At 42.5% G+C, this 21,507-nt stretch carries 20 protein-coding genes and 1 pseudogene; 9 read left to right on the forward strand and 12 right to left on the reverse strand.

Annotated elements, in window-relative coordinates; all coding sequences use genetic code 11:
- Positions 1-87: 87 nt before the first annotated feature.
- The 7 genes and pseudogenes from AXW61_RS10310 to AXW61_RS10340 form a co-directional block, all read right to left on the reverse strand.
- Positions 88-345 (reverse strand): annotated as a pseudogene (locus AXW61_RS10310) (bacteriohemerythrin); the annotation flags it as partial.
- A 274-nt stretch (positions 346-619) separates the two neighbouring features.
- Complete coding sequence (locus AXW61_RS10315) at positions 620-1,468, reverse strand: class II glutamine amidotransferase (protein WP_062034239.1); 849 nt, start codon at positions 1,466-1,468, stop codon at positions 620-622.
- Positions 1,469-1,636: 168 nt separating this feature from the next.
- Positions 1,637-2,539, reverse strand: a complete 903-nt coding sequence (gene argB, locus AXW61_RS10320) for an acetylglutamate kinase (protein WP_004984290.1) — start codon at positions 2,537-2,539, stop codon at positions 1,637-1,639.
- A gap of 10 nt (positions 2,540-2,549) precedes the next feature.
- The gene (locus AXW61_RS10325; protein WP_062034240.1) at positions 2,550-3,977 is read right to left on the reverse strand and encodes a phosphomannomutase/phosphoglucomutase; all 1,428 of its coding nucleotides are present in this window, start codon (positions 3,975-3,977) and stop codon (positions 2,550-2,552) included.
- Between the two features lie 196 nt (positions 3,978-4,173).
- Positions 4,174-4,626: a dUTP diphosphatase gene (gene dut / locus AXW61_RS10330; protein WP_062034241.1), complete on the reverse strand. Its 453-nt coding sequence runs from the start codon at positions 4,624-4,626 to the stop codon at positions 4,174-4,176.
- 42 nt (positions 4,627-4,668) lie between these two features.
- The gene (locus tag AXW61_RS10335) at positions 4,669-6,708 is read right to left on the reverse strand and encodes a UvrD-helicase domain-containing protein (protein WP_004694892.1); all 2,040 of its coding nucleotides are present in this window, start codon (positions 6,706-6,708) and stop codon (positions 4,669-4,671) included.
- Between the two features lie 126 nt (positions 6,709-6,834).
- Positions 6,835-7,485 (reverse strand): OmpA family protein, encoded by a 651-nt coding sequence (locus tag AXW61_RS10340; protein ID WP_062034242.1) that lies wholly within the window; start codon positions 7,483-7,485, stop codon positions 6,835-6,837.
- Between the two features lie 257 nt (positions 7,486-7,742).
- Here AXW61_RS10340 and AXW61_RS10345 point away from each other — a divergent pair, with 257 nt between their 5' ends.
- The 6 genes from AXW61_RS10345 (at position 7,743) to AXW61_RS10370 (ending at position 12,156) form a co-directional block, all read left to right on the forward strand.
- Entirely contained in the window at positions 7,743-8,675 is a 933-nt protein-coding gene (locus AXW61_RS10345) for an acyltransferase (protein WP_062034243.1), read from the forward strand.
- A gap of 13 nt (positions 8,676-8,688) precedes the next feature.
- A complete protein-coding gene (locus AXW61_RS10350) occupies positions 8,689-9,735 on the forward strand; it encodes a preprotein translocase subunit SecA (RefSeq protein WP_171254071.1) in 1,047 nt (348 codons plus the stop codon).
- 123 nt (positions 9,736-9,858) lie between these two features.
- Entirely contained in the window at positions 9,859-10,590 is a 732-nt protein-coding gene (gene minC / locus AXW61_RS10355) for a septum site-determining protein MinC (protein WP_062034245.1), read from the forward strand.
- A 69-nt stretch (positions 10,591-10,659) separates the two neighbouring features.
- Entirely contained in the window at positions 10,660-11,472 is an 813-nt protein-coding gene (minD, locus tag AXW61_RS10360; RefSeq protein ID WP_004694902.1) for a septum site-determining protein MinD, read from the forward strand.
- A gap of 2 nt (positions 11,473-11,474) precedes the next feature.
- Entirely contained in the window at positions 11,475-11,747 is a 273-nt protein-coding gene (gene minE, locus AXW61_RS10365; RefSeq protein ID WP_004694905.1) for a cell division topological specificity factor MinE, read from the forward strand.
- 121 nt (positions 11,748-11,868) lie between these two features.
- A complete protein-coding gene (locus tag AXW61_RS10370) occupies positions 11,869-12,156 on the forward strand; it encodes a PA4642 family protein (RefSeq protein WP_004694907.1) in 288 nt (95 codons plus the stop codon).
- A gap of 64 nt (positions 12,157-12,220) precedes the next feature.
- On the opposite strand, the gene AXW61_RS10375 is transcribed toward AXW61_RS10370, so the two are convergent.
- The gene (locus AXW61_RS10375; protein ID WP_062034246.1) at positions 12,221-13,126 is read right to left on the reverse strand and encodes an AEC family transporter; all 906 of its coding nucleotides are present in this window, start codon (positions 13,124-13,126) and stop codon (positions 12,221-12,223) included.
- 57 nt (positions 13,127-13,183) lie between these two features.
- Entirely contained in the window at positions 13,184-16,279 is a 3,096-nt protein-coding gene (locus tag AXW61_RS10380) for a DNA translocase FtsK (protein ID WP_062034247.1), read from the reverse strand.
- 295 nt (positions 16,280-16,574) lie between these two features.
- Between AXW61_RS10380 and trxB the strand changes: the two genes are divergently transcribed.
- From trxB to AXW61_RS10395, 3 genes are all read left to right on the forward strand, one after another.
- Entirely contained in the window at positions 16,575-17,528 is a 954-nt protein-coding gene (gene trxB, locus AXW61_RS10385) for a thioredoxin-disulfide reductase (RefSeq protein ID WP_062034248.1), read from the forward strand.
- An 86-nt stretch (positions 17,529-17,614) separates the two neighbouring features.
- On the forward strand, positions 17,615-18,346 hold the full coding sequence (aat, locus tag AXW61_RS10390; protein ID WP_062034249.1) for a leucyl/phenylalanyl-tRNA--protein transferase: 732 nt from the start codon (positions 17,615-17,617) through the stop codon (positions 18,344-18,346).
- 21 nt (positions 18,347-18,367) lie between these two features.
- Complete coding sequence (locus AXW61_RS10395) at positions 18,368-19,183, forward strand: arginyltransferase (protein ID WP_062034250.1); 816 nt, start codon at positions 18,368-18,370, stop codon at positions 19,181-19,183.
- A 29-nt stretch (positions 19,184-19,212) separates the two neighbouring features.
- Here the strand turns inward: AXW61_RS10395 and rimI are convergent, their stop codons facing one another.
- The 3 genes from rimI to AXW61_RS10410 form a co-directional block, all read right to left on the reverse strand.
- A complete protein-coding gene (gene rimI, locus AXW61_RS10400; RefSeq protein WP_062034251.1) occupies positions 19,213-19,671 on the reverse strand; it encodes a ribosomal protein S18-alanine N-acetyltransferase in 459 nt (152 codons plus the stop codon).
- A 104-nt stretch (positions 19,672-19,775) separates the two neighbouring features.
- Entirely contained in the window at positions 19,776-20,657 is an 882-nt protein-coding gene (locus AXW61_RS10405; protein WP_062034252.1) for a metal-dependent hydrolase, read from the reverse strand.
- 294 nt (positions 20,658-20,951) lie between these two features.
- A partial coding sequence (locus AXW61_RS10410; RefSeq protein ID WP_081408290.1) for an EF-Tu/IF-2/RF-3 family GTPase occupies positions 20,952-21,507 on the reverse strand: 556 nt, incomplete at its 5' end.

The following is a 21,507-nucleotide window of genomic DNA, read 5'->3' on the forward strand; positions in this document are numbered from 1 at the left end:
AAAGAAGAGTTTAAGGAAATTTTGGCAATTTTAAGAAAGCAGAATCCTGATAGGATAAGGGTTCTGTGAAATTTGTCGTGTACAGAGAATTTTTTTAATAAATAAATCATGTACACGTTTGTGCGGTACACGATATTTATAACCCGCTTCTTCTTGGAGAGACTCTTCAAAAGTAAAGTGAGACTGTGTGTAATCAATAATATTTTCTAAAATCTGTTTCACGCGTTCACGGTCAGTATTGACATCAATCGCATCAATTTCATTGATATAATCAAGAATACGACGGTGTTGATCGTCAATCACATCGATACCAGTATTATATTCTGGAACCCACTTCATTATCATTCCGACCACCCAATAAAAATTAATAGATTAATTACATGAATTAATCATATCGATTAGAATTAAAAATAAAAGTGAATCAAATTGGTTGGTTTTATACTATTTTCATTAAATTAAACTTAAGTATTTATTTTAAATAAGTAAATAAATTTAAACCCGACCAAAAGAATCAGTTATTATTTAATCGATTTTATTATTTTATAAGTATGTATCAAAATAAAAGCATGTTTTATATTATTATCAACATGCTTTTATATTCTAATCATTTTGAAATAAATTAATATTGATCTGCTTTAGTGACGCGTTTTAAAGACGGATCTTTGGCTTCTCGTACTAAACGTTCCACGTGGGTCATTTGGTGGCGTATCGCTTTGCCATATTGAAATAAAATCATTTCACCGGGTGCAAAGGCCGTCCACGCTTCATTTTGAGTCAATGGTTCGGTGGTAATCACAGCCACGCGATCCTCTGCGGTAGTCACTTGGCTAAAATCGACTTCAACATCAATGTCGATCAGCTGCGCAGGTTTAAATGGGTACTCACGCACCAACCAATGCAGTTTAGTAATGGCATAACTAAACAAGGCTTGTCCATTCGATAAACAAAAATTGAACGTGCCATGCTCTGCAATTCGTGGAGAAATATCAGTTAATAAATCAAAAACTTGATCTAGACTTGGCTCGGCATAGCCAAACTTGTTCACCAGTTGGTCCAGTAAATAGCAAAATGCACGTTCACTGTCGGTATTGCCAACTGGGGTAAAGCGTCCTGAAAGTACAGGATCAAAGTCATGCAAATCGCCATTATGCGCAAAAATCCACTGTCGTCCCCATAACTCACGGCTAAATGGATGTGAGTTTTCTAAGTTAATTTTTCCCTGTGTCGCTTTGCGGATATGTGCAATCACATTGCGTGATTTGATCGGATAATTACGAATTAATTCAGCAATCGGCGATTCAACTGCAGATTGATTGTCAACGAATAAACGGCAGGCTTTATCCTCAAAAAAAGCAATCCCGAAACCGTCACAATGGTCTGAAGTAATACCCGCGCGCTGTGAAAAGCCTCGAAATGAAAAGGTAATATCAGTCGGTGTTGCACAGTTCATTCCGAGCAGTTGGCACATAATCTTGATCTTATTTAAACATATTTATTTATGGTAGTTTTATTGTGCATGAGTCCTGACTGGCTTGCAATTCACAATGCTTCATAACCCGAACACATTCGCGCATAAAATCATTTTTATAAAATGCATAGGCCTAAAAAAAGCCTCCGAGGAAGCTTTTCAAAATATTTAGTGCTTATTACTGCGATTGGTAATCAATGTACCGACGCCATGATCGGTGAAAATCTCCAACAGCGTTGCATGTGGCACACGGCCATCCACAATATGCGCGCTCACCACACCACCTTTCACCGCATCTAGAGCACAACCCACTTTCGGAATCATCCCGCCGTAGATCACGCCCGTTTCAATGAGGCGGTCAACTTCTTGGGTGGTTAGACCAGTGAGCAGGTTTTTATTTTCATCTAAAACACCTGAAATATTGGTCAACAAAATCAGCTTTTCAGCACCTAAAGCTTCAGCCACTTTTCCAGCCACCAAATCTGCGTTGATGTTATAGGTGTTACCCTCTTCATCCACACCTAAAGGTGCAATCACAGGAATAAAATCACCACTGGTAAACATTTCCAATACATCAGTTTTAACACTAGTCACTTCACCGACTAGGCCAAGATCAATTTTTTGTACTGTGCCATCTTCCGCAGTTTTTTCCATCAGTAACTTTTGTGCACGCAGTAAGTTACCATCTTTACCCGTTAAACCAATGGCACGACCGCCATGTTGATTAATCAAGTTCACGATGGATTTATTCACACTACCACCTAACACCATTTCAACCACTTCCATGGTCGCTGGATCGGTCACTCGCATGCCATCAATACGGTCCGACTCACGCCCCAATTGCTTTAAAAACGAATCCACTTGTGGACCGCCGCCATGCACCACGATTGGATTTAAACCGACGGTTTTTAACAAAACGATGTCACGTGCAAACGAGCTCTCAAGCTCAGGATCGGTCATTGCATTGCCACCATATTTCACTACTAGCGTTTTTCCAGCAAAACGTTGAATGTACGGCAAAGCTTCAGTCAGAACTTGTGCTTTGTCGAGGCCAGTATGTTGATGTGGCATGTGCCTCTCCTTAATGGGCGTCTAATAGGTCTTGTGCAATCTGCGGATAATCTGCCGTCAGCATATGCACAAAGTTATGGCGAATTTGATGGAGCCGCTGATCACTGTCCGCGTCGAAACGTACGGTAAAATACTCACCCGTATTCGATGCTCGAATAATGCCAAATCCATCCTCAAAATCAAGTCTTACGCCATCAATTTTACTCATTTCCGCTTGAAAGTGCTGACTTTGTTTTTCCACATTCGCTAAAACCAGCGCGGGTGAAATCTGATGGGTACTGATATAAATATCCTCTGTACTGGCACGTTCTGGGTAGTCTGCCAGTGCTTCTGACAAAGTGCATTGCTTCAAGCTTAAGTATTCCAACACACGTAGTGCGGCATATAAACCATCGTCATAACCAAAACCACGACCATCATTAAATACATAATGCCCTGCATATTCACCGCCAAAAACAGCTTGTCCTTCAGATTGCGCCAAATATTTCCGCAAAAAAGAACTGCCTGTGCGAATCATTTTTGGAATACCCTGATGGGCCAATACGGTATTTCGAACCATGGTGGAACATTTCACATCAAAAACCACTTCATGTGCTGGATGATCAGCCAAACACATGTGCGCAAACAAGGACAATAAACGGTCTGCTGAAATGATTACGCCCTTTTCATCAATCAATACAACACGGTCACCATCACCATCAAAGGCAATACCGATATCAGCATGCTGCTGTTGCACGGTGTTATGCAGCAGATCTAAATGTTTGGCTTGAGAGGGATCGGGAGCATGTTCAGGAAATTCACCATTGGCCTCACAGCGTAAAGCATGCACCTCACAGCCGAGTTTCTTTAAGACCAAGACAGCACAACGTCCCGCTGAACCGTATAAACCATCCACCACGACTTTATAGGGTCGAGGTTGAGGCATGAGCTGTATATCATTGAGCAATGCAGCCTGATAAGCCAGACAATATTCAGGCACGATCTGATGTGGCAACATTTGCCAGTTCATCTCTGCATGGCTGTCAAAGCATTCATTTGCATCGCGTGCCACCTGCTGGATTGCCTCAGGTAAAGGAGGCTCACCCTGCATAATCCATTTGATCCCATTATCCGACTTCGGATTGTGGCTGGCTGTCACCATAATGCCGTTGCCATCAAACTTGCGTGCCGTGTAATACAACACAGGGCTAGCACAACATCCGATGATTTGCGTATCTAAGCCCTGTTTAAGACATTCTTTGTAAATAATTTCTGCAAAAGCAGGACTGCTTTGTCTGGCATCATAACCAATGGCTAAACGTGTCTGCCCAGTTTTTAAATATTGAGTTGCGAGCGCCTGTGCAATGGCACGAATCAGCTCAGCACTCATGACATCCAATTTGCCACGAATGTCATAGGCACGAAAAATATGTGCAGGAAATTTTGGCTGAAAATCCATAGGTCTAACTTCTAATTTATTCAGATCAACAGCTCTTTCAGCTGTCCTTGTTGTTATGCTTAACGCTGCGTTTAATTTTACTAAGGATTCAAAAAAGAGTTGTAACTTTTTATGAACTAAAAATGATCATTCAGCATTAAAACAACAAAGCCTCTTTCATGGAGAGGCTTTGTTGTTTTACTTTATCACTGAGAGATTAGTTTTGACCAGTATGTCCGAAACCACCTGCACCACGTTCTGTCGCTTCAAATTCATTTACAATATCGAACTGTGCTTGAATCACAGGTACAAGTACATACTGTGCAAGACGTTCACCCGGCTCTAAACTGAAAGCTGTTTGGCTACGGTTCCAAACTGACACCATCAATTCACCTTGATAGTCCGAATCAATTAATCCCACCAAGTTACCCAAAACAATGCCGTGCTTATGACCTAGGCCTGAACGCGGTAAAATTAAACCTGCAAAGTGTGGGTCTTCAATATAAATAGACAAACCCGTTTTGACCAAAACAGTTTGTCCCGGTTCAATGACGGTCGTAGCATCGACACATGCACGAAGGTCTAAGCCTGCTGAACCCGTTGTCGCATAGGTTGGCATTGGCCATTCATTGCCTAAACGTGAATCCAACACTTTAACCTGAACTTTCATTCTCTTTTTCCTAGTACAATAAATTTCTAAAACAAAAAATATTTAGCGCTTAATCAACGCACGTAAATTATCTAAATAATGCTGCGCTTGTAATTTCGGATCGACATTGCCCGCCAGTTTCTTTTTACGCCCTAACCATTCCAACTCATCTTGCGGTAACTCATCCAAGAAACGACTTGGTGTCATTTGCTTCATTTGACCGCCCGCCTTACGTTGTTCTGCAAGCGTAATGGTTAAACCCTGACGCGCACGGGTAATGCCCACGTACATCAGGCGACGCTCTTCCTCAACTGTATCGGCGGCAATCGAGTTTTTATGCGGCAGCAACTCTTCCTCAAGTCCAATCAGATAAACATATGGAAACTCCAGACCTTTAGACGCATGCAGCGTAAGCAGGTTTACTTTGTCAGTGTCTTCTTCTTCTTGCTGCTGCTCTAACATATCCAGCAACACCATTTTACGAATCACACTTTCAATGTTTTTCTCATCAACATCTTCAGCACGGTTAATCAAACTTTGAATACTGCTATACAGCACTTCAATATTATCTAGCTTGGTTTTTTCTTGCGCAGGCGTCGCCGCAGACTCTTTGACATAATCGATATAACCCGCTTCAACCATCATCTTGCGGATAATCGGTACAGGTTCATCATCCTCAAGCAACTCACGGGTAAAGGTGGTAATGAAGTCTGCAAACTCCGCCAACTGCGTGGTGGCTTTTTTAGGAATCACCATGGTGAGACGCTGATCACCTGCGGCAGAGAGCAAAGACAAATGATTTTCTTGTGCAAACAGCCCCAGCTTTTCTAAAGTCACAGGCCCAATGGCACGTTTAGGTGTATTAATGATCCGTAAAAATGCACTGTCATCTTCAGGATTAATAATGACGCGCAAATAGCTCATCACATCTTTGATTTCAGCCCGTCCGAAGAACGACTGACCACCTGATAATTTGTACGGAATCTGCATTTGACGTAGTTGTGTTTCCAGTGCACGTGCTTGGAAGTTACCCCGATACAAAATGGCGTAATCTTTCCAATTTTTACCATTCATCAGTTTATGCGTAATTAAGTCTTTCACCACGCGTTCTGACTCATCGTCATCATTGCGGCAAGTAATCACTCGAATCACTTCACCATGGCCTTTATCTGACCACAGTTTTTTATCAAAAATATGCGGATTGTTACCAATCACGGTATTGGCCGCTTTTAAAATACGACTGGTCGAACGATAGTTCTGTTCGAGTTTAATCACTTTTAAATTGTGAAAATCTTCATTCAGCAAAGCCATGTTTTCAGGCTTGGCACCACGCCATGCGTAGATCGATTGGTCATCATCACCCACCGCAGTGAACTGTCCCATCACCCCGACCAGCAATTTCACCAAAATATACTGTGCGGTGTTGGTGTCTTGATACTCATCGACTAATAAATAGCGAATACGGTTTTGCCAGCGCTCACGTACTTCTGCATTTTCTTGTAAAAGACGCGTCGGCATCACAATTAGGTCATCAAAATCGACCGCATTATAGGCACGTAAATTACGCTCATACAGTTGATACAAGTGCGCAAACTGAACATCTTCTGCGGTTTCACAGGTGGTGTGTGCTTGCTCAGGTGGAATCAGATCATTTTTCCAATCTGAAATCATCTTCATGGCTTTGGCAATCAGTTCTTTACTTTCCGCACCGGATAAATTGTCACGGTGCATCAAGTCCATCAAAATACGCTTACAGTCGTCCGCATCTAAAATAGAAAAATTATTTTTTAATGGTGTGTGTTTCAGCTCTAAACGCAGCATGTTTAGGCCAAAGGTGTGGAAGGTCGAGACTGAAAGCCCTTTTGCCTCTTCACGTGACAGCAGCTTGGTGACACGTTCTTTCATTTCGCGTGCTGCTTTGTTGGTAAACGTCATCGCGGTAATACGATAAGCAGGAATGCCGCAGTGTTTCACCAAGTAGGCAATCTTACGGGTAATCACCGAAGTTTTACCTGAACCAGCCCCTGCAAGTACTAACAAGGGTCCTTGAGTGTATTTCATGGCTTCAAGTTGCTTGTCGTTTAATTGACTTGCCAGTGACATAGTCTTTCCTCTATTTCATTCCGAGCTCGATTATAGTCATCTCCGCTACAGATGCATAATGCAAATTCATATTTTAACAGTCATAAAAAAACCACCCGAAGGTGGTTTTTCAGTCTTCAATAAAAATTATTGAATTGCGTAGATGCTGATTTCTACACGACGGTTTTGCTCACGGCCTTCAGCAGTGGCGTTAGACGCGATTGGGTTTGCTGAACCTTGACCTTGTGCATTAATACGTGTTGTAGAAACACCTTGAGATGCCAAGTAACTTGCTACAGATTGCGCACGCGCTTGAGACAGAGGAATGTTAATTGAATCATTACCTGTACTATCTGTATAACCTGTTACAAGAATACCGCTCTTGTTATCTTCAGTTAAGGTTTGCGCAACTTTGTTTAAAGTTGAATAGAAGTTCGGCTTGATGTTTGATTTGTTGGTATCAAAGGTAATGTTACCCGGCATAACCAAACCTACAGAACCATCTGGATTACGGTTAACTTCTACACCAGTCCCCGCCATTTGTTGACGAAGTTTCTTCTCTTTGTTGTCAAGGTAAACACCAGTTGCACCACCGACAACTGCGCCAATCGCTGCAGCACGGTTGTTTTGACGACTCGTGTTTGCGTTTCCTTTAGAAATACCATAACCCGCAGCAGCACCAATTAAGGTCCCTAGAGCAGCTTTATCGTATTCCACACCACCAATGTTATTACCAGTGCTTTGACAACCTGTAAGAACCATTGCCCCAACGACTGCGGAAATTGCTAGTGCACGCATCGCATGCCTCCTTCTTTGTGTGTTTTGTTTATAGAACGAATATTGTCGTAAAACGATGATCTAGACCATTGATTTTTTGTTAATAATAAAGCCTTTATTTACAATATGTAATAAAAAATTTCCTTTTCAATGCTTTCTTCGTCACAATTTCTACACAGTTAATGTTTGGTGCTTTTCTATTTGATCATCCCGTACTATATTGACCTTTAGAAAATAGAACGAGTTGCGAAACGCATTATATTTTAGGGTTTATTTTTATGTCATCACCAAACCAAAAACAACCTTTATTAAAAAAAATCACACGTGGTTTAACTGTTGGTTCAGTCATTACAGGCAGTACTTTTTTTCATGGTCCGCCAGTGCTGGCACTCGGCCTGACCAAACTGTTTAAAAAATCAAAAAAAGTGGATGAGACCAATATTCAAATCACCAACAGCTGGCTGGCTGTGAACAATTATTTAATCGATCATGTCCTACCCAACACGAAATGGGACATTTCTGTCGATGATGATCTTGAGCTAAGTATGCAGGGTCGTTACCTGATGACTTGCAACCATCAAAGTTGGGTCGACACCACGGTTAACCAATATTTTGGTTTAACCCGTATGCCCCTCACTCGCTTCTTTACCAAGTGGGAACTTATTTTTATTCCATTTGTCGGCCAAGCCTTTAAAATTCTAGGCTTCCCGATGATGAAGCGGCATAGTAAAGAACAAATTGCGAAAAATCCTGCGTTGAAAACACGCGATATGGAAGAGGCACGCAAGTCTTGTGAACAACTGCTTAGCCAACCATTCACCCTGTTAAACTATTTGGAAGGCACGCGTTTTACTCCAGAAAAACATGCACAGCAGCAATCGCCTTATCAAAATTTACTTAAACCGAAAGCGGGTGGCTTGGCCCTAGCCTTAAGTATTTTAGGTAATGACATTGATGCCTTGGTAGATATGACCATTGTCTATCCCGACGGCGCACCTGGCTATAGCGAATTTTGGCTCGGAGAAGTCCCACGGATTGCGGTCAATTTGCGTAAAATTGATATTCCTACATGGGTACTCGCTGGAAACTATGAAGACGATGCAGACTTTCGTGAACAATTCCAACAGTGGGTCGATCAACTTTGGACTGAAAAAGACCAGCTGATTGAAAAAATGAAAGCCAAATACTCAACGTCCAATTTAACCCAGTAAGGGTCTATGCATGATGCACAATAACCAAGTCAAAAATTCTAAATATCATCAGGTTGATCCACAAAGTTTGTATTTCAAACTGTTTTTGATCTATGACATTTTTATGGTGTTTCTGATCATTTTTAACTTGTTTTGTTTGTGTGCTAATTTTTTTATCATGAGCAATATCGGTGGATGGTTTTTCCATGCCATTCACCTAGAAAGTGTCTCAAGCTTCTATCGTGAGCATTTACATCCGTGGGTCATCACCACAGAAGCTTGGTTTATTCTGTTCTTGATTACTGAATTATTGGTGCGTTGGGGCATTGCGATCGTGTATCGACACCATCGTCGCTGGTTTTTCTTTCCCTTTATTCATTGGTACGAAATTTTAGCCATTATTCCTCATTTACGTTTTTTAAGATTATTCCGTGCGGGGGTGATTGCTTTTCGACTGCATGAATTGGGCTATAACGTAATTCCTGAGTCGGTACAAGCCAAGGCCAAATTTTACTACCGCGTGGTGATGGAAGAACTCTCTGACCGCGTCGTGATTACTGTATTAGATGGGGTGAAGCACGAATTAAATACCAGTTCGACCCATAAAAAAATTATCCATGACCTCGTCGATCATCATCGAGCTTTATTTGCACAAGCATTGGCTGAAATTTTACAGGAATCTCTGGCCACTGAACTGAAACAGCGACAGTATTTTATTGCTCAAAATGTCGGTCTGATTGTGAATCGTGCGATTGAAGATACCCCTGAACTAACCCAATTACTGCGTTTAATCCCAATTGTGGGTGGAAGAATTGAGCAACAAATTCAAAGTATCGGACAACGACTTGGTGAAAACATCACACAAGGTTTACTGGAACCGATGGTGGTCGGAAATCCTGCACAGCCCAATGCCACCTATCGCTTGATAGCTGAAAAAGTCAGTGATTTAAAAATTGATAATCAGTCTTTGGAACAGTTGGTTGAGTCTGTGGTCTATGAAAGCTTAGATGCCATTCGCAAGCAAGTTAAGGTGAAACAGTGGTTAGAAGAGCTTGAAAAAGATGATCAAGCCAAAGAATAAGCATTAAGGTAAAAATATTACAAACGCAGCTAGTGCAATCCTTCATTTTGTTCTAGGATTTGCTCTATTTACAACATCACTTCTTTAGTAAAAAATAAATCTGAGAAGTCTTAAGGAAAAATTATGGCTGATATCCGGATAACTGGCAGAATGGTCAATGCGATTCGCATTACCCTTGACACCAATGATCATGATGCAATCCGACAGCAATTAAGTAAAACATTACAAAATGCATCGACTGCTGGAGCGTTAGTTGTTCTAGAAAGTAGCGTTGAGCAAGAATTAATTTCCTTGATTCAATTATTGCTGGATCTGGATGTACAGCCGATGGCAGTACAAGAAGGAATTTTGGCTGAACAAGCCCGTGCCATTCAGTTCCCTGTGATTCCCGCGCAAGGTCATGGTATTAGCTCGCAACTTCAAGAAGTCAAAGCAACCAAAGAGCAAGTGGTTGAAGCCCCTGCTCCTGCTGCGACAGCTTCTACCAATGCACCCGTTGCGGCAGTACCTGTCATTCGCCATGCAACTTCATACCATGACGAAATTTTACGTACGGGTCAGTGCTTGGTTCAAAATCAAGGCGATATCATTATTACCGCAGGCATTAACAGTGGCTCGGAAGTGATTGCTTCAGGAAATATACATATTTATGGTAGTGCTCGTGGTAGAGTCATTGCCGGCGCGGGCGGAAACAGCGCTGCACGCATCTTCTGTCATGCTTTAGAAGCCGAATTGGTTTCAATTGCAGGGACCTATTGTGTTGCAGATGATATTCCAGCGCAGCATTTAAAACGCCCAACACATATTTACTTAAATGATCAACAAGAGCTTGTATTTGAAGCGCTTGAATTTTAATGTATAAATAAACACCAAAAGCCCCAAATGATAAATAAGGGGATTTAAACCATAACAGGAGTGGATTCGGTGGCGAAAATTGTTGTCGTAACATCAGGCAAAGGTGGCGTAGGCAAAACTACGACGAGCGCATCTTTTGCAACAGGTTTAGCCCTACGTGGTCACAAAACTGTTGTGATCGATTTTGACGTAGGTTTACGTAACCTTGATTTGATCATGGGTTGTGAACGCCGCGTTGTGTATGATTTTGTCAATGTATTAAATAATGAAGCTCGATTACAACAAGCGCTTATCCGCGATAAAGATATCGAGAATTTATATATTTTACCTGCGTCGCAAACCCGTGATAAAGATGCCTTAACTGATGAAGGCGTAGCACGTGTCATGGATGAGTTGTCACAAGAGTTTGACTACATTATTTGTGACTCGCCTGCGGGTATCGAACGCGGTGCAATTTTAGCAATGTACCATGCCGATGAAGCGATTATTGTGACCAACCCTGAAATTTCATCTGTACGTGACTCTGACCGTATTATTGGTATGCTCGACAGCAAAACCAAAAAAGTTGAAATGAATGAAGGTCGTATTCGTAAACACTTGTGTATCACACGCTTCAACCCTGAACGTGCAGATAAACAAGAAATGTTAACCATTGACGACATTTCTAAAGATATTTTACGTGTGCCAACTTTGGGAGTGATTCCTGAATGTAAGAGCGTTTTACAAGCATCGAACGAAGGTAAACCAGTGATTCTCTTTACTGAAGAATCAGCAGGCCAGGCCTATGATGACCTTGTGGCACGTTTCTTAGGTGAAGAACGTCCTTACCGTCATATTACGGTGAAGCCTAAAGGCTGGTTAGCACGACTATTTGGAGCGTAGACATGGCAGGATTTTGGAGTAAGCTTTTTAGTAATGATGAAAAACCGTCTAGTGCTCAAACAGCAAAAGATCGTTTGAAAGTCATCGTAGCGTCTGAAAGTGGTTTAGGTAAACGTCTTAGCCAAGACAAAATCGACCAAATGAAGAAAGAAATCATGCAAGTGGTGAATCGCTATGTTCGCGGTGTAGATGAACAGCACATTCAAATGGCTGTCCGTTCTGAAGCGAATATTGAAATGCTTGAAATGAATATCAATTTGCCTGAAGAACGTTAATCTGATTTTTGATTAGTCAAGCAAATTGAATCAAGGCAGAATATGCGCAGACACAAGAAAGTATTTTCTTTGTCTCCCATATTTTGCCTTTTTTAATGATTAAACCAGCAAGGAGATTGCTATGGCATTATCTCAGCCAGCAACGTTCAATGAAGAATGGTCAGATGAGCGTGTATTTGCCTACTTAACTCAGCTTCCTCCTGAAGGTGTGAATGGCGATTTTCATGTGTTGTACCATGCCTTTAAACACATGCGCCCAAGTGATTATGAGCGACTGCTCACCCAATTTAAAACGGATGGTCGCGACATTAATGCCACCAATCCAGAAGGTCAGCGTATCCATGACGTAATTGCCGCATATCCACGTCAAGCAGCTCCCTTCTTAGAGGTTTTGGCTAAATTCGCCTAAGTCTAGATCTGCTCAATGCGCATGATCTACAGATGCCAGCTTATTTCTATGAGACTGGCATTTTTTATGTCTGTAAAAACCACATCCAAAGTGGAAAAGTCAAACCGAAACACAAGGTTTGCAAACTAATGATTGCTGCCATGAGTTGACTGTCCCCTTGAAAATATTTGGTCAGGACATAGGCAGCCGATGCCGTCGGCAGTGAGAAGAAAACCACCACAATCATGGTTTCAAATGTTGCTAAACCAAATAAAAGACAGCCTACATAGGCTAAAATAGGCACCAAGATTAAACGCCCAAAGGTATTCAGAATCAGCGCTCGACCCGCATATTTTAGCGCATTAAACTGTAGTGCTGCGCCCACACACAATAGCCCAAGTGGGAGACTCATCCCTGCTACCAGCTTTAAAGATTGGTTAATGCTCTCGGGCAAATGCATACCTGAAAAATTAAAAATGAGCCCAACCAGACAAGCCAGAATCAGCGGATTTTTCGCAACCGACCACGCAATATTTTTATAAGATAGTCCCTGCCCTTGAGAAAAACCAAGTACGGAGAGTACATTCACCAAAGGAATGACAAAGGCAATAATCATGGCAAAGACTTGCATCCCTGCAGCGCCAAAAATCAAAGCCATACTGGTCAAACCAATATAAGTATTGAAACGAATATGACTCTGTAAATAGACGCCAAATTGCGCCACAGGCGTACCATACAGCGCTTTTAATACCCACAGCACCACACTCATCAGCAAGGTCACACTAAAGACCACAGCAAGCGCTGGCAAGACTTGCCCGACATTAAAATGAACGGTGGCTAGACTACTGAAGAGTAAAACAGGAAATAGAATCCAATAATTCAGTCTTTCAGCGCCTTGCCAAAATTCTACCGTTAAAAAGCGATACCGCTTTAATACATACCCCATGGCAATGAGTACTACCAATGGAATTAATGCATCAATAATTTGCATGACTGGATGCCTAAACTGAATGATTAAGAAAAAGCCTGCAATCCGCAGGCTTTCTTTTTAAACTAAAATTTCTCGCTTACCGTTCGCACCTTGCGCACTCACGATCCCATTTTCTTCCATTTGGTCGACAATCCGCGCGGCACGGTTATAGCCCAAACTAAACTTACGTTGTAGCGAGGACACCGAAACCTTGCGTGTTTCCAATACAAAGGATACGCACTGGTCATAAAGTGCATCACGGTTTGGATCGCCATCACCATCTTCAAAGCCACGAGAACTTGGCTCTTCATCAAATGGCGTTAGGATTTCATCAACATAATTTGGCGAACCCCGTTCACGCCAAGCATCACAGATGCGGTTGACTTCATCATCGGCAATAAAGGCACCATGTACACGTTCAGGTTCAATTTTACCCGGCCCTAAGAACAACATATCACCATGACCCAGTAAGTCTTCCGCCCCACCAGCATCCAAAATCGTGCGAGAGTCAATTTTTGAGTTCACACGTAAAGCCACACGTGTTGGGATATTGGCTTTAATCAGACCCGTAATTACATCGACCGATGGACGCTGCGTTGCAAGTAACAAATGAATGCCTGCGGCACGTGACTTTTGTGCCAAACGCGTAATCATTTCTTCAGCTTTCTTACCGACCTGCATAATCATATCGGCAAACTCGTCCGCCACAATCACAATCGATGGTAATGGGGTCAAACGTGGTGCACGCTCACCGGCAACCGAATCACTGGCTTTCCAAGTCGGATCAATCAGCTCTTCGCCATTGGCAATCGCTTCTTCCACTTTACGGTTATAGTCCGCAAGCTTACGAATTTTTAAGAAAGACATCAGCTTATAGCGGCGTTCCATTTCATTCACACACCAGTTCAAGGCACTGACTGCATCTTTCATGTCCGTGACCACAGGGGTAAGCAAATGTGGAATATCGTTATAGTTAGCGAGCTCTAATTGTTTCGGGTCAATCAAAATTAAACGCAACTCATTCGGCGTATATTTCAACAACATCGATAAAATCATCGAGTTCACTGCCACCGATTTACCTGAACCTGTGGTACCTGCAACCAGCATATGCGGCGCTTTACCTAAATCAGCAATGACCGGGTTACCCGAAATATCTTTGCCCATTGCCATCGAAAGAATGCTATTCGGATCGGTAAAAGCAGGAATGGTCAACAACTCGATTAAACGCACCATTTCACGTGTGCTATTCGGCACTTCAATCCCGATATACGGTTTACCCGGAATAACTTCAACCACACGTACAGATGCCATGGACATTGAACGCGCAAGGTCACGGGAAATATTGGTCACTTTAGAGGCTTTCACGCCCGGTGCTAAATCCAACTCAAAACGAGTTACTACGGGCCCTGGCTGCGCTTCGACCACTTTGGCTTTGACATTGAACTCTTGTAGTTTAATTTCAAGCAATTCAGATAAACGCGCCAACTGTTCAGCAGTGAAATTGACTTTTTTATTGAGGTCAACTTCATCCAGTAAATCCAGTCCTGGCAGCGGTGATAAATCACGACGACGCTCTGCTACTTGCATGGACAAAGACATTGGACGGCCTGATGCATCCGTCAATGGCGCATCAAAGTCAAACTCTTCTTCGTCTTGCGGTTTTCCAGCAGTGTCCTGCCATGCTTCAATAAACGCTTCTTTGGACAAAACTTCTTTGGCTACAGCCGCTGTAGCACTTGTGCTCACTGTATTATGATGCTGAATGGGTGCTTGTACAAAAGCTGATGACTGCGCATAGCTACTGCTGGTGCGTACATCTGAAGCAGCTACTTTCTGCTCTGACCAATCCTCAGCAAGGAATTCGTCTAAATCATCCAATTCATCAAGCTGTGCTTTTGCAATTCCACTCGGCGCTGCTTGTAATGCAACGGGACTTGCAGCAGCACTTAAGGTTGCAACCTCGGCTACCGCAATTGGATCTTCAACCACATGTAAATGAGACACCGGTTCAGGTGTATTGAATGGGCTATGGACATCTGTTGCTGTTTTACCATTGGGTACAGCAGCAAGCAGCTCGTCAAAGATTTCATCATCATCCCAATCGACATTTTTCTTCTGCGCAGGGGCATCGTCTTGGAAATAATGAGGATCAGCAATTGGCGCTGTATGATCTTGCACCACTGCTTGAAAATGTTGTTCTGGGCTAAATGAGCGATCTTCTTCGGCAGCACGAAGTAAAGCATCAATATCATTTTTATGACGTTGATCTTCACTTGAGTTTAATGCACGCCACACTTCCCCTGTCGCCACCACGCGTTGACTGTCTTGTTCTAATTGGTGCGCTTTTTCTATAGTCCGCTCAAGCTCTACTTCATCATCCACATCCACCTGTTGTTCTTGAACACGTTGCTCTTTGGCCACCATGTCATTAAACAAATGCTCTGCTGAATAGTCGCGCTGAGGTGCTTTAACCGATAGCTCTTGCACGGCTACTGGCGCCTCGACCAATTCCGTTGCTTCAACACCCTTTTTCGGTGCCATTGCAATCACTTCTTTTTTCACGCTTGGCGTCGTGCGATCAAAGGCAGACTCGCTTTCAGGCACATTACGGTAAAATAAATCTTGTAAATAAGCAGGAGTTGCTTTGAGCGTCGCGAAAGTACGGTTCCATTTGATACCGAAAGCTAAGGTCAATAAGACCACGGTAAACACGACCAAAAATAAGGTTGCACCGTAAATGGTTAAAATTTGCGACAAACTTTGTCCCAGTTCATAACCAATAATGCCGCCAGAGGCATTGTCTAAAGTATCCGCTGGAACTTTCCAAAACAAGAACAGTAAGCTGGCGGTTGCAAGCAAAATAAAGAATTGTGCAGCATAACGAAATGGGCGGTTTAAAAAACTATGCGGCCACCAGACTTGAATGGCTTCAATGAACAAAAACACAGGAATAAGTAGACTTGCCCAGCCTAAAAAACCGAACAGTAAGTCAGCAATCCACGCCCCAGCAACGCCACTGGCATTCGAGACTTGCAAGGTATCACTTGATATATGCATCCAGCCCGGATCAAATGGGGTATAGGTCACGGTAGCAAGGAACAAATAAATGCCAAACGAGACTAAAAATAATGTCATTAATAAGCGCTGTGCATAAGCACCCGACACCTCAGTCATATACTGTCCTGTAACAAATTCTTCATTAATGTTTTTGTTCGAAACCTAAAGCAAAAGTTTCACAATAAACGTCATATTATGCACCTCTTCTTTATAAAAAGATGCACTATTCTTAAATGCTTTATGTATAGTGAGTAGATGATTTATCCTCTTTTACCCGCTCTACACCGCATATTTCTTCTATATAGCTCAAAACGATTTATATGATCAATAATATCGACATTGAACTCACACAACTGTTATAGAGTTTCACGTATAATTCCACAAATTTCTAAATAAAAAAAGGATTCTACGTATGAGCGCTCGTCACTCACGTTTGATTATTCTCGGTTCAGGCCCTGCGGGTTACAGCGCTGCGGTATATGCTGCGCGTGCCAACTTAAAGCCGACATTGATTGCGGGTATCCAACTCGGTGGTCAGCTCACCACAACGACTGAAGTGGATAACTGGCCGGGTGACCCTGAAGGCTTAACAGGCCCTGCACTCATGGAACGTATGCAAGCCCATGCAGAACGTTTTGGTACTGAAATCATCTACGATCATATCAATGAAGTCGATCTTTCTGTACGTCCATTCGTCCTTAAAGGTGATATGGATGAGTTCACTTGTGATGCACTGATTATTGCCACAGGTGCGACCGCTCAGTACTTAGGTCTTGAATCTGAAGCTGCTTTTATGGGTCAAGGCGTAAGCGCATGTGCAACTTGTGATGGTTTCTTCTACAAAAACCAAAAAGTGATGGTTGTGGGTGGCGGGAATACTGCCGTTGAAGAAGCACTATATTTGTCTAACATTGCATCGCATGTGACTTTGGTTCACCGTCGTGATTCATTACGTTCTGAAAAGATTCTTCAAGATCATTTATTTGAGAAAGAAAAAGAAGGCAAAATCAGCATCATTTGGAACCATCAAGTAGATGAAGTTTTAGGTGACAACACAGGTGTAACCGCAGTTCGCTTAAAATCAACTCAAGACGAATCTACACAAGAAATTGATGTTCAAGGTTTGTTTGTTGCCATTGGCCATAAACCAAACAGTGCAATGTTTGATGGTCAATTGAACTTACGTGATGGCTATATCCAAGTCCAAAGCGGTACATCTGGTAACGCGACTGCCGCTTCTGTCGCAGGTGTATTCGCAGCAGGTGATATTGCTGATAGTGTTTATCGTCAAGCGATCACTTCAGCGGGTTCTGGCTGTATGGCTGCGCTAGATGCGGAAAAGTATTTGGATGCTTTAGGCGAATAATCTAAGCCTTGAAAAAGACCGCCTTCCATAGGCGGTTTTTTTATGTATGATCTTAAAGTCATTTTTTATCATGTATACACACCACTATGCAGCAGTTACCACCTTCTGAGTATATCTTTCCCGATCCACTTGAAGTTGACCCCGAAGGTGAAGGCTTAATTTGTATCGGTGCAGACCTCTCCCCTTCTACCCTGTTTGAAGCCTACACCCATGGTTTATTTCCATGGTTCTCAACAGGCGAGCCCATTTGCTGGTGGTGCCCCGAGCCACGTTGCATCATTCGCCCGCAGGATTATCAGCCCAGTAAAACTCTCCTTCGGAGTATGAAAAAGCAGGATTATCGCATCACCATCAATCAAGCTTTTGAACGGGTGATCCGTGCCTGCTCACTACCTCGTAGCTACGCTGATGACACGTGGATCAGTGAAGACATTATAGATGGCTACTGTGCAATGTTTGATGCGGGTTATGGCTATAGCGTTGAAGTTTGGGATCAAACACGCTTGGTTGGTGGACTATACGGCATCAGCATTGGACACGGCTGTTTTGGGGAGTCCATGTTCAGTACCGAAACGGATGTCTCAAAAATGGCATTTTATACGCTGATGTTGATTGGACGTGAAAATAAGCTGCCTTGGATCGACTGCCAATTGGTCAATGATCATCTGTTAAGCCTCGGTGCTTGTACACTTTCTCGGCAAACCTACTTAAAATCGTTACAAGATGTTGTAAATCAACCTGCTATCGATTGGAAAATGTATCAGGAGGGTGTATTTTCAAGTAAAACAATAGCGCAAAATGCGCGACTGACTGAATAAAGAATAATAGAGGGATTTATCATGAATTCGTATCACCCGAAGTCCCTACTGAATGATTTACAGTATTACATCACGCCACCGCATGACTGCAGCTATCTAGAAAAAAAGTCAGCTCGGATGGTATTTCTCGATCCAGCGCATCGTATGGATGTCGTCACGCTGTCCGAACTTTCTCGCGTAGGTTTTCGCCGGAGTGGTGATTTTGTCTACCGCCCAGAATGTCATCTGTGTCGACAGTGTCTGTCTAGCCGCGTACCTGTGCGCGAATTTAAAATGAACAGCAGTCAAAAAAAAGCATGGAAACGCAATCAAGACCTCACTTTAAAAATTACCCGCACTGCGGATGCCACCAAAAAACATTATGACTTATATGAGCGTTATATTTTTAAACGGCATGCCGATGGAGACATGTTCCCACCCAGTCGCGATCAGTTTGATAAATTCCTCGTGCATAGCTGTACCGAGAGCTTTTTCTTAGAACTGTGGAAAGAAGACCAGCTCATCTGTGTTTCGACCTGCGACCCTTTAGATGATGGTTTATCTGCGGTTTATACGTTTTTTGATCCCGATGAAAACAAACGCTCACTGGGGACTTTTGCCATTTTAAAACAAATCGAGCTAGCAAAAGCACGCGCTTTGCAGTTTGTGTATTTGGGCTATTGGGTACCACACTCAGAAAAAATGAACTATAAATCGCAATATTTACCGCTAGAGTTACTGATTGATGGTCAGTGGCGCAGACTCAATCATAGCCTGAGCAGCGAGGAAGTGCAGCAACTGGGAAACTCCTTAATGACCACCCTACCTTCGGGGTGGAATAACGCCATTATTAAATAATGGCGTCATATAGAAACTCAACTTTTCTCTTATTTAAATAACTCAGAAAAGTCATCACTACACGATTTCACCATAATAATGGCATGTTCACGGCCACCATCTGGTTTAGGATAATAATTTTTACGCAAATCAATTTGATGAAAACCGGACTTCTCATACAAGGCAATGGCTGCCTCATTACTCTCACGGACTTCTAAAAATACCTGTAGCGGGTTGTTTTTGAGTTGTGCCAGTGAAGCATCTAATAACTGATAACCCAACCCTTTGCCTTGCTGGCTTGGATGAATGGCCATCAACAATAAATTAGCTTCATCAAGAACGGGTTGGAGGATACAAAAGCCTACGACCTGCCCTGCCTGTTCAATCACGGTACTGTGATAAGACTGCATGGACTCTTGGAACTGTTTTAGGCTCCAAGGATGGGTTTGAACTAAATTTTCAATCTGCGCAATTTGGCTTAAGTCCGCAGCTTGCATTAAACGAATCATCTTCGTTTATCTTTCTAAAATGTGGAGGTCACAGTATAAAAAATTTGTGCTAAAAACCGAACAAAAAAAAGAGCGATTTACATCGCTCAAAGAGCCAAAACTGCTTAAAACCCTAATTTTAGCTTCCACTTCTCAAGTAAAGCATCGGTGTCGTGATGATTAGGATGAAAACCCGGTTTAAAGTACATGATCATTTCACGAGCCATACCGGTAATAATTCCTTTCGATGGACTATATGCATAGGTATAAATATCTTTCAGCGCAGCCCTATTCAGTTGTTTATCTTGCTGTAATAAACGAAGTACAAAATACGACTGTACACAAAATAAAATGGCCATGGCTGCAACCAGCGATCCCGTTCGTAGTAGATAGGATTTGACTCCCTTTCCAAAAACTCCCTCAAACACATCATAAGCCACAGCTTTGTGCTCATTTTCTTCAATAGCATGCCATAACCACATGGTTTTCATGGTTTCATCGCTCATCAGCTCTTGAATGTAGTTATTGACCAACAACTGAGAGGCAATAGTTGCAGTAAAATGTTCCAGCGCGGTGGTTGCTGTTAAATCCACCATCTCTTGTGTAATACCCACAGGCTTGCCTAGAAAAGCAAATACTTTACGCGTGGTTTGAATTGCACGGTCGGTATAGCGATCAAGTGTTGCAACATCGTGCCCATACTTTTGCGCCGACGCATTAAAACCCTCATGTTCTTGCGTATGCATCGCTTCTTGACCAATGAAGGCTGAAATTTCTTTTTGTAATTCGGCATTATCTTTAATCGAGGGATGCTGTCTGACCGCACGAACACTATCGATAAAAAACATTTCACCTGCTGGAAAGAGTGCTGACAGTGCGGTCATAAAATGGGTCAGTCCAGCTGAACCATTCATCCAATATTCAGGTACGCTTTCAAACTCAAAGTTCATCCGACGTACAGGGAAACTCGCACCCGCACGGTTGGTGATTTTTACCTTCGCATTCATCTTTCTGCTCCTATGAATATCCTGAAGATATCCACTACTTATAGTTGTTTTCGTCTTTTTATCTTACGTGATTGGGCTCCGCCCATAAGTGCAGTTAGGGTCAGCAAAATATCAGTTTAGGACAGTTTTCAGGGTGGATTGTTAGACAATTTAGTGTGCGCAATGTTCTACGCTATTTTTTAGGATGAACACTAAAGCATGCTGTATCTTGCCCTAAAATAATCACTTAATTGCTAAGATGAAGAAATAAAAAAAGCGCCCCAAAGGAGCGCTTTTTTTCACACAATCAGATGATTATGCAGTTACTTTAGCAACTACACCAGCACCAACTGTACGACCACCTTCACGGATCGCAAAACGTAGACCTGGGTCCATTGCGATTGGGTGGATTAATTCTACTGACATTTCTACGTTGTCACCAGGCATAACCATTTCAACGCCATCTTGTAATTTGATCGCGCCAGTTACGTCAGTTGTACGGAAGTAGAACTGTGGACGGTAACCGTTAAGGAATGGAGTGTGACGACCACCTTCTTCTTTAGAAAGTACGTATACTTCTGCATCAAATTTAGTGTGCGGCTTGATTGCACCTGGTTTAGCAAGTACTTGACCACGTTGTACGTCTTCACGCTTAGTACCACGTAGAAGAACACCACAGTTCTCGCCCGCACGACCTTCGTCTAGAAGTTTACGGAACATTTCTACGCCAGTTACAGTTGTTTTAACTGTATCTTTGATACCAACGATTTCAACTTCTTCGCCTACTTTCACAATACCAGTTTCTACACGGCCAGTTACTACTGTACCACGACCAGAAATAGAGAATACGTCTTCGATTGGCATTAAGAAT

Source organism: Acinetobacter sp. BMW17 (genome assembly GCF_001592855.1).
In the GTDB taxonomy this organism is placed as follows: domain Bacteria; phylum Pseudomonadota; class Gammaproteobacteria; order Pseudomonadales; family Moraxellaceae; genus Acinetobacter; species Acinetobacter johnsonii.

What these genes read in the sequence shown, in the direction of transcription:
- dut (WP_062034241.1), bottom strand. Translation starts at nt 4,626, where the DNA reads ATGAAAGTTCAGGTTAAAGTGTTGGATTCACGTTTAGGCAATGAATGG.
- aat (WP_062034249.1), top strand. Translation starts at nt 17,615, where the DNA reads ATGCAGCAGTTACCACCTTCTGAGTATATCTTTCCCGATCCACTTGAA.
- AXW61_RS10315 (WP_062034239.1), bottom strand. Translation starts at nt 1,468, where the DNA reads ATGTGCCAACTGCTCGGAATGAACTGTGCAACACCGACTGATATTACC.
- argB (WP_004984290.1), bottom strand. Translation starts at nt 2,539, where the DNA reads ATGCCACATCAACATACTGGCCTCGACAAAGCACAAGTTCTGACTGAA.
- AXW61_RS10325 (WP_062034240.1), bottom strand. Translation starts at nt 3,977, where the DNA reads ATGGATTTTCAGCCAAAATTTCCTGCACATATTTTTCGTGCCTATGAC.
- minE (WP_004694905.1), top strand. Translation starts at nt 11,475, where the DNA reads ATGGCAGGATTTTGGAGTAAGCTTTTTAGTAATGATGAAAAACCGTCT.
- AXW61_RS10350 (WP_171254071.1), top strand. Translation starts at nt 8,689, where the DNA reads ATGCACAATAACCAAGTCAAAAATTCTAAATATCATCAGGTTGATCCA.
- AXW61_RS10370 (WP_004694907.1), top strand. Translation starts at nt 11,869, where the DNA reads ATGGCATTATCTCAGCCAGCAACGTTCAATGAAGAATGGTCAGATGAG.
- AXW61_RS10345 (WP_062034243.1), top strand. Translation starts at nt 7,743, where the DNA reads ATGTCATCACCAAACCAAAAACAACCTTTATTAAAAAAAATCACACGT.
- AXW61_RS10340 (WP_062034242.1), bottom strand. Translation starts at nt 7,485, where the DNA reads ATGCGTGCACTAGCAATTTCCGCAGTCGTTGGGGCAATGGTTCTTACA.
- AXW61_RS10395 (WP_062034250.1), top strand. Translation starts at nt 18,368, where the DNA reads ATGAATTCGTATCACCCGAAGTCCCTACTGAATGATTTACAGTATTAC.
- AXW61_RS10405 (WP_062034252.1), bottom strand. Translation starts at nt 20,657, where the DNA reads ATGAATGCGAAGGTAAAAATCACCAACCGTGCGGGTGCGAGTTTCCCT.
- trxB (WP_062034248.1), top strand. Translation starts at nt 16,575, where the DNA reads ATGAGCGCTCGTCACTCACGTTTGATTATTCTCGGTTCAGGCCCTGCG.
- AXW61_RS10380 (WP_062034247.1), bottom strand. Translation starts at nt 16,279, where the DNA reads ATGACTGAGGTGTCGGGTGCTTATGCACAGCGCTTATTAATGACATTA.
- minC (WP_062034245.1), top strand. Translation starts at nt 9,859, where the DNA reads ATGGCTGATATCCGGATAACTGGCAGAATGGTCAATGCGATTCGCATT.
- AXW61_RS10375 (WP_062034246.1), bottom strand. Translation starts at nt 13,126, where the DNA reads ATGCAAATTATTGATGCATTAATTCCATTGGTAGTACTCATTGCCATG.
- AXW61_RS10335 (WP_004694892.1), bottom strand. Translation starts at nt 6,708, where the DNA reads ATGTCACTGGCAAGTCAATTAAACGACAAGCAACTTGAAGCCATGAAA.
- rimI (WP_062034251.1), bottom strand. Translation starts at nt 19,671, where the DNA reads ATGATTCGTTTAATGCAAGCTGCGGACTTAAGCCAAATTGCGCAGATT.